6 protein-coding genes and 1 tRNA gene are annotated in these 7588 nt (G+C 72.7%); 3 read left to right on the top strand and 4 right to left on the bottom strand.

What is annotated here, in order from left to right:
- Positions 1-614 precede the first annotated feature (614 nt).
- Positions 615-2864, top strand: a complete 2250-nt coding sequence (locus tag HUW36_RS21085; RefSeq protein WP_174529744.1) for a rhamnogalacturonan lyase family protein — start codon at positions 615-617, stop codon at positions 2862-2864.
- A 167-nt stretch (positions 2865-3031) separates the two neighbouring features.
- Here the strand turns inward: HUW36_RS21085 and HUW36_RS21080 are convergent, their stop codons facing one another.
- Together HUW36_RS21080 and HUW36_RS21075 are read right to left on the bottom strand one after the other, a co-directional pair.
- Positions 3032-4027, bottom strand: a complete 996-nt coding sequence (locus HUW36_RS21080) for an LLM class flavin-dependent oxidoreductase (RefSeq protein ID WP_174529743.1) — start codon at positions 4025-4027, stop codon at positions 3032-3034.
- A 62-nt stretch (positions 4028-4089) separates the two neighbouring features.
- Positions 4090-4569, bottom strand: coding sequence for an Lrp/AsnC family transcriptional regulator (locus HUW36_RS21075; RefSeq protein ID WP_174529742.1), 480 nt, complete (start codon positions 4567-4569; stop codon positions 4090-4092).
- A 102-nt stretch (positions 4570-4671) separates the two neighbouring features.
- Here HUW36_RS21075 and HUW36_RS21070 point away from each other — a divergent pair, with 102 nt between their 5' ends.
- Positions 4672-5829, top strand: a complete 1158-nt coding sequence (locus HUW36_RS21070; RefSeq protein WP_174529741.1) for a trans-sulfuration enzyme family protein — start codon at positions 4672-4674, stop codon at positions 5827-5829.
- 29 nt (positions 5830-5858) lie between these two features.
- On the opposite strand, the gene HUW36_RS21065 is transcribed toward HUW36_RS21070, so the two are convergent.
- Together HUW36_RS21065 and HUW36_RS21060 are read right to left on the bottom strand one after the other, a co-directional pair.
- A complete protein-coding gene (locus HUW36_RS21065; protein WP_246248251.1) occupies positions 5859-6542 on the bottom strand; it encodes a transcriptional regulator in 684 nt (227 codons plus the stop codon).
- A 99-nt stretch (positions 6543-6641) separates the two neighbouring features.
- Positions 6642-6724 (bottom strand) — tRNA-Leu (locus HUW36_RS21060).
- A gap of 81 nt (positions 6725-6805) precedes the next feature.
- Between HUW36_RS21060 and HUW36_RS21055 the strand changes: the two genes are divergently transcribed.
- Positions 6806-7429, top strand: a complete 624-nt coding sequence (locus tag HUW36_RS21055; protein ID WP_174529739.1) for an ANTAR domain-containing response regulator — start codon at positions 6806-6808, stop codon at positions 7427-7429.
- Positions 7430-7588: the final 159 nt, after the last annotated feature.

Genomic DNA, 7588 nt, shown 5'->3' with positions numbered 1-7588 from the left:
CCCGTCGGTGCTGCGCCGGGCGCTCGCCGGCCCGTGGATGCTGGCGCGGTCGAGGCCGTCGAGGCTGGGGCCGGGGCCGCTGCTCCGCAGTCGGGGGAGTCCCGCCGGCTCGCCGCCGCCGTCGAGGGCTGAGGCGGGTCGATCCCGCCGGTCCCATCGGTGCGGTGCGCCAGCTCGGCGTGGTGGTGGTGTCCGGGCAGCAAGGATGCCACCACCTCGGCGAGGTTGCGTGGGGCCGCACCGGCCGGACGGGATGGCCGGGCCTGTCCCTCCATCGAGGTCCCGGGCGTGTCGCGGCTCCGGAGCGAGTGCCCGTGGAGCGATATGCCTCAGGGTCATACTTATGCCTCTGAGGTATGTCCCTCCACGGTGGTCGGTTCTCCCGAGGCCGTCACCCGGTGTGATCGACGGCGGTTCTCCGCCGCCATGGACGGGAGGGCGGTCGGTCCGAGCCGCTTGTCGGTTGTCGGGCGGTGGCCTAATCTGACGGAGCGCGGAGCCTAGTTATCGACGTCGATGTCTGACGTCGCCCGTCGCGTCAGCGCGCGTGCCCCTCCCGCCGGCCCGGGCAGGCCGGCGCCCTCGCGCGCCCGACCACCGCGAAAGGCCCTTCCGTGCACCTCACCACCCCACGCCGCCGGCTCGCGCTGCTCGCCGCGGCCTCGGCGGTCACCCTGTCCGCCGGCGCGCTCACGACGGTCGCCGCCGCCGCGGCCGTCGCCTGCCGCGTCGACTACCGGATCACCAACCAGTGGAGCGGCGGCTTCGGCGCCGACGTCACCGTGACCAACCTCGGCGACCCGGTGACCGGCTGGACGCTCGGCTGGAGCTTCGCCGCCGGCCAGCAGGTCACCCAGGCCTGGAACGCGACGGTCAGCCAGTCCGGCGCCCAGGTCACCGCCCGCGACGCCGGATACAACGCGGCGATCGGCACCGGCGGCACCGCGAGCTTCGGCTTCAACGGCTCGTGGAGCGACGCCGCCAACCCCGCGCCGACCGCGTTCACGCTCAACGGCACCGCCTGCACCGGCGCGGCCCCGACCACACCCCCGCCGACCACGCCACCCCCGACCACGCCACCCCCGACCACGCCACCCCCGACCACCCCACCGGCCGGCGCCAAGCAGATGGAGAAGCTCGACCGAGGGCTGGTCAGCGTCCGCTCCGGCAGCGGGAACCTCGTCTCGTGGCGGCTGCTCGGCACCGAGACCTCGGGTGTGTCGTTCAACCTCTACCGGGGCGGTACGAAGGTCAACGGCAGCCCGATCACCGGCGCCACCACCTACCTGGACGCCGGCGCGGCCGCCGGGTCCGCGTACACCGTGCGGGCCGTGGTGAACGGCGCCGAGCAGACGGCGTCCGCCCCGGCGCTCCAGTTCGCCAACGGCTGGCTCGACGTGCCGATCCAGGCGCCACCAGGCGGCACCACGCCGAGCGGTGAGGCGTACACCTACTCCGCCAACGACGCGAGCGTCGGCGACCTGGACGGCGACGGCCGCTACGAGTTCGTGCTCAAGTGGGACCCGTCGAACGCCAAGGACAACTCGCAGTCCGGCTACACCGGCACCGTCTACGTCGACGCGTACACGCTCACCGGCACCCGGCTGTGGCGCGTCGACCTCGGCCGCAACATCCGCGCCGGCGCCCACTACACCCAGTTCCAGGTGTACGACTACGACGGCGACGGGGACGCCGAGGTGGCCATGAAGACCGCCGACGGCACCCGCTCCGGCACCGGCCAGGTGATCGGCAACGGCTCGGCCGACCACCGCAACTCCGGCGGCTACGTGCTCGCCGGACCGGAGTACCTGACCATGTTCGACGGCCGCACCGGCGCGGCGGTCTCCACAGTCGACTACGACCCGCCGCGCGGCACGGTCTCCTCCTGGGGCGACTCGTACGGCAACCGGGTCGACAGGTTCCTCGCCGGCACCGCGTACCTGGACGGGCAGCGCCCCTCGCTGATCATGGCGCGCGGCTACTACACCCGGGCCGTGGTCGCGGCCTGGGACTTCCGCGACGGCACGCTGCGCAGGCGCTGGACGTTCGACTCGAACGCCTCCGGCAACGGCGCCGCCGCCGGCCAGGGCAACCACCAGCTCTCCGTGGCCGACGTGGACAACGACGGCCGCCAGGAGATCGTGTACGGCGCCGCCACCATCGACGACAACGGCCGGCTGCTGTACTCCACCGGCAACGGCCACGGTGACGCGCTGCACGTCGGCGACCTCGACCCGTCGCGCGCCGGCCTGGAGGTGTTCAAGGTCGACGAGGACGGCAGCAAGCCCAGCTCCTGGATGGCCGACGCGCGGACCGGACAGATCCTCTGGCAGACCGCGCCGAGCGGCGACAACGGCCGGGGCGTCTCCGCCGACGTCTGGGCCGGCAGCCCGGGTGCGGAGTCGTGGTCGTCGGCGGTCGACGGGCTGCTCAACACGCGGGGCCAGAACGTCGGGCGCAAGCCGTCGTCGGCGAACTTCCTGATCTGGTGGGACGGCGACCCGGTCCGGGAACTGCTCGACGGCACGAAGGTCGACAAGTACGGCACCGGCGGCGAGACCCGCCTGCTCACCGGCGGCGGCGTCGCCTCGAACAACGGCACCAAGTCCACCCCGGCGCTCTCGGCCGACCTGCTCGGAGACTGGCGGGAGGAGGTGGTCTGGCGTACCGCCGACAGCACCGCCCTGCGGATCTACAGCACGCCCGTCACCACCGGCCTGCGGCTGCCGACGCTGATGCACGACCCGCAGTATCGGGTGGCCGTGGCCTGGCAGAACACCGCCTACAACCAGCCGCCGCACCCGGGCTTCCACCTGGGCGACGGCATGGGCACGCCGCCCGCGCCGAACATCTACCTGCGCTGAAACGGCAGGCACCGGGTCGCCGGCCGCGGAATCCGCTCGGCCGGCGACCCGGTGCACCACACCGCAGCATTCCCGACCCGTCCCGACCGGGAATGCCGTACCACCACCGGGGACAAAGTTATGCGTCCCACGCGACGCCGCGGTGACGTGGCTATGAAGAGCGTGTTTCAGCCTTCCCGGCGCAGGCCGCCCGCCACCTTCTCCGCGATCAGCTCGAACGAGCGGACCCGGTCGGCCACGTCGTAGACCATCGCGGTCAGCATCAGCTCGTCCGCGCCGGTGCGCTCCAGCAGTTCCCCGAGCTGCCGGGACACCGTCTCCGGCGAGCCGGTCGCCTGGCCGTCGCGGCGCTGGGCGACGAACTCCCGCTCGAACTCCGAGTACGGGTAGGCCGCCGCCTCCTCCGGCGTGACCAGCGGCTCCGGCCGCCCCGACCGCAGCTTCAGGAACGACAGCCCGGCCGGCCCGGCCAGCCACTCGGCCCGCTCGTCGGTGTCCGCGCAGACCGCGTTCACGGCCACCATCGCGTACGGCCGGTCCAGCCACTGCGACGGCCGGAAGTTCTGCCGGTAGAGCTGCAACGCCGGGACCGTGTTCTGCGCGCTGAAGTGGTGCGCGAACGAGAACGGCAGGCCGAGCAGGCCGGCGAGCTGCGCGCTGAACCCGCTCGACCCGAGCAGCCACACCTGCGGCGACTGCCCGCGACCCGGCGTGGCGGTGATCGGACCGGGCTCGGCGCCGGAGAAGTAGTTCATCAGGTCGGCCAGCTCACGCGGGAAGTGCTCGGCGGACAGACCCTCCATGGTGCGACGCAGCGCCAGCGCGGTCACCTGGTCGGTGCCGGGCGCCCGGCCGATGCCCAGGTCGATCCGGCCCGGGTGCAGCGCCTCCAGGGTGCCGAACTGCTCCGCCACCACCAGCGGCGCGTGGTTGGGCAGCATCACGCCACCCGAACCGAGGCGGATCGTGCTGGTGTTCGCCGCCAGGTGCGCGAGCAGCACCGCCGGCGCGGAACTCGCGATCGCGGGCATGTTGTGGTGCTCGGCCACCCAGAACCGGCGGTAGCCCAGCTCCTCGGTGCGGCGGGCCAGTTCCGTGGTGTGCCGCAGCGCCTCACCGGCGCTGCCGGTCGCGGCCACCGGGGCAAGGTCAAGGACAGACATCGGTACGTCGATCACGGCTGGGTGCAACCCGCCCGGTGCCGGAATTGTTCCCTCGGGGTGCGCTACCCCATACCCCGGGCCTGCTCGAAGATCAGGCTGGTCTGGGTGTGCTGCACCGCCGGATCGACAGCCAGGTGGTCGAGCACGAAGTCGCGCAGCGCGTCGCCGGAGGCGGCCCGCACGTGCAGCACGTAGTCCTCCGCGCCGGCCACGTGGAACACCGACACCACCCCCGGCAGCCGCACCGACCGGGCCCGGAACGCGTCCACCGCGGCCCGCTCGTGCGCCGTCAGCCGCACCGAGACCAGCGCCTGCAACGGCAGGCCCACCGCCGCCGGGTCCACCTCGGCGTGGAACCCGCGGATCGCCCCGCGCTCGCGCAGCACCCGGGTCCGCGTCAGGCACGTCGAGGGCGCCACCCCCACCCGCTCCGCGAGCGCGTTGTTCGGCAGCCGCCCGTCGGCCGCCAGTTCGGTGAGGATCGCGCGGTCGACGTCGTCCAGGCCGGCGAACGGCCGTACATCATTCGGTGCGGCAGGCATGTGACCATCCTTCACCGAACTCACACTCCGCGAAAGCGCAATCGGCAGAATCTTCTTCGCTGCTATTGCCTCCAAACGTCGTCATGTTCGACGCTTCCGGCCATGACTTCCGTGGACACCGCAGCCGTGCACGCCGGACGCGACGACCTCGCCGGGCTCGGCGTCCACGTCCCGCCGATCGACCTCTCCACCACCAACCCGCTGCCCTCCGTCGCCGGCGGCGGCGACGACTACGAGACGCTCGCCACCGGCGGCACCCTCCCGGCCGGCGGCAGCGCCGTCTACCAGCGGCTCTGGAACCCCACCGTGGCCCGGTTCGAGACCGCGCTCGCCCAGCTCGAAGGCACCGCCGAGGCGGTCGCGTTCGCCAGCGGCATGGCCGCGCTCACCGCCACCCTGCTCGCCGCCACCCGCGACGGCAAGCGCCACGTCGTCGCCGTCCGCCCCCTCTACGGCGGCACCGACCACGTCCTCGCCACCGGCCTGCTCGGCACCGAGGTCACCTGGGCCCGCCCCGACGAGGTCGCCGCCGCGATCCGCGCCGACACCGCCCTGGTCGTCGTCGAGACCCCCGCCAACCCCACCCTCGACCTGGTCGACATCGCCGCGCTCGCCACCGCCGCCGGCGACGTCCCGCTGCTCGTCGACAACACCGTCGCCACCCCGGTGCTCCAGCGACCCGCCCGCCACGGCGCCGCCCTCGTGCTGCACAGCGCCACCAAGAGCATCGGCGGCCACGGCGACGTCCTCGCCGGCGCCGTCGCCTGCGCGCCCGAGTGGGCCGCCCGGCTGCGCCAGGTCCGCGCCGTCACCGGGGCCGTCCTGCACCCGCTCGGCGCGTACCTGCTGCACCGCGGCCTGCAGACCCTGCCGCTGCGGGTCCGCGCCCAGCAGGCTGGCGCGGAGAAGCTCGCCGCCTGGCTCGCCGGCCACCCCGCCGTCGAGCGCGTCCACCACCCGTCGCTGCACGACCCGGCCGGGCTGGTCGGCCGCCAGATGTCCGGCTCCGGCAGCCTGCTCGCCTTCGAGGTACGCGGGGGCGCGCCCGCCGCCGCCGTGGTCGCCGGCGCCTGTGAGCTCATCACCCACGCGGTGTCGCTGGGCGGCGTCGACACGCTGATCCAGCACCCGGCCTCGCTCACCCACCGGCCGGTCGAGGGCGACGCGAAGCCGTGCGGCGGGCTGCTGCGCGTCTCGGTCGGGCTGGAGGACCCGGAGGACCTGCGGGCCGACCTGACGCGGGCGCTGGCGTCGATCTGAGGCCCCGCCGCCTCACCGGCGCCGTCCGGTCAGGACTTCGGGCCGACATGTTGGTCGAGTGCGGCGACGGCCTCCCTCCGGGCCACGGACAGCGACCACGGCAGGTTCATTCGCCACGCGATGCCGAGCAGGTCGAGGGACCACTGACACAGCGCCATGATGTCGGTGGAGCGGTTGGAGAACATGTAGCGGGGATAGACGTACTCCTTCCCGCGAACGACGACCCGGTTGGCGAAGCGGCAGCCGTCGGAGTGGAACAGGCCCCGCAGAAAGTCGCCCGGGTGGGCCTTGACGATGGTGCGCTGCCAGTCGACCAGGACGATCGGGCGCTTGTGTTTCTTGCCCGGCCCGTGCTGTGGGAACAGACACGGCCAGTGGGTGGCGGTGCTCTGCACGGCGACGCAGCCCCGCTTCTGGATGCGCTGCACCTTGTTGGCCAACACCGCCCGCATCGCGACGTCGCACTTCTCGATCAGGTTCGGCCAGGCGTCGGCGCAGTAGACGCGGAGCACCGGCGTCCGGTCCGTGGTGATGAGGTGTCCGTCACCGAGATAGAGCCCGAGCAGGTAGGCGTAGGCGGCCTGATCGGGCGGAGTTTCCTGGTCGGGCCGGCAGCGGAAGCAGCGGACCGCGCTGCCGAAGACCGCCGGCTGGGGCCGGTCGACGCACCAGTGCCAGACCGTTGTGCAGGGCAGGGAGAGGCTACGGGCCACTGAATGGATGGTGTGACCCCGGGCACGAAGAGCGCGGGCTCGTGCCCGCATTTCGGGAGGATGCACAGCGACATCCTCGAACACGTGTATGACAAGAAGTGCCGGGAGCGGGATTCGAACCCGCAAGCCCTTTCGGGCAGAAGTGTTTGAGACTTCCGTGTATGCCGTTCCACCATCCCGGCGGGGTGCGGTAACTGTACCCGACTAGGCTCATGCGGGAGCATGGGTGGTGACCGTGCCGGGATCGATGGTGGGAGTGGCTCGTGGGCGAGATGCAGACGGATGCCGAGCGCAAGCGCGTTCTGATCGCCGAGGACGAGGCGCTCATCCGGCTGGACCTGGCCGAGATGCTCGTCGAGGAGGGCTACGAGGTCGTCGGCGAGGCCGGTGACGGCGAGACCGCCGTCAAGCTCGCCGAGGAGCTGAAGCCGGACCTGGTCATCCTCGACATCAAGATGCCGATCATGGACGGGCTGGCCGCCGCCGAGCGGATCGCCGGCGCGCGCATCGCCCCGGTGATCATCCTGACCGCGTTCAGCCAGCGGGACCTGGTCGAGCGGGCCCGGGCGGCCGGCGCGATGGCGTACCTGGTCAAGCCGTTCCAAAAGAGCGACCTGGTGCCGGCGGTGGAGATCGCGCTGTCCCGCTACTCGGAGATCGCCGCGCTGGAGGCGGAGGTCGCCGGCCTGACCGACCGGCTGGAGATCCGCAAGACCGTCGAGCGGGCCAAGGGCGCGCTGATGACCACGTACGGCATGACCGAGCCGCAGGCCTTCAAGTGGATCCAGCGCACCGCGATGGACCACCGGATGACCATGAAGGAGGTCGCCGAGCGGATCCTCGCCGAGACCGCCGGCGGCGAGGTGGCGCAGCAGCCCGCCTCCTGACCCACCCGGGCGCGATTCGCCGCCGGGCGGGGGAGCGGCCGATCGATAGGATCGGATCCATGCCTCTTCCGCGCCTGAGGTCTGCGGTCGCCGTGGTGGCCGGTGTCGCGGTGCTGCTGGCCGCGTGCCGGTCGGCGCCGGAGCAGCCGGCCGCGCCGG

It is taken from the genome of Micromonospora maritima, assembly GCF_902825405.1.
Taxonomy (GTDB): domain Bacteria; phylum Actinomycetota; class Actinomycetes; order Mycobacteriales; family Micromonosporaceae; genus Micromonospora; species Micromonospora maritima.
The sequence above is the reverse complement of the archived record's forward strand: the minus strand, read 5'-3'. Positions and strand labels throughout refer to the sequence as shown.

Coding starts and splice junctions, on each gene's coding strand:
- HUW36_RS21080 (WP_174529743.1), bottom strand. CDS start 4,027: ATGTCTGTCCTTGACCTTGCCCCGGTGGCCGCGACCGGCAGCGCCGGT.
- HUW36_RS21075 (WP_174529742.1), bottom strand. CDS start 4,569: ATGCCTGCCGCACCGAATGATGTACGGCCGTTCGCCGGCCTGGACGAC.
- HUW36_RS21070 (WP_174529741.1), top strand. CDS start 4,672: ATGACTTCCGTGGACACCGCAGCCGTGCACGCCGGACGCGACGACCTC.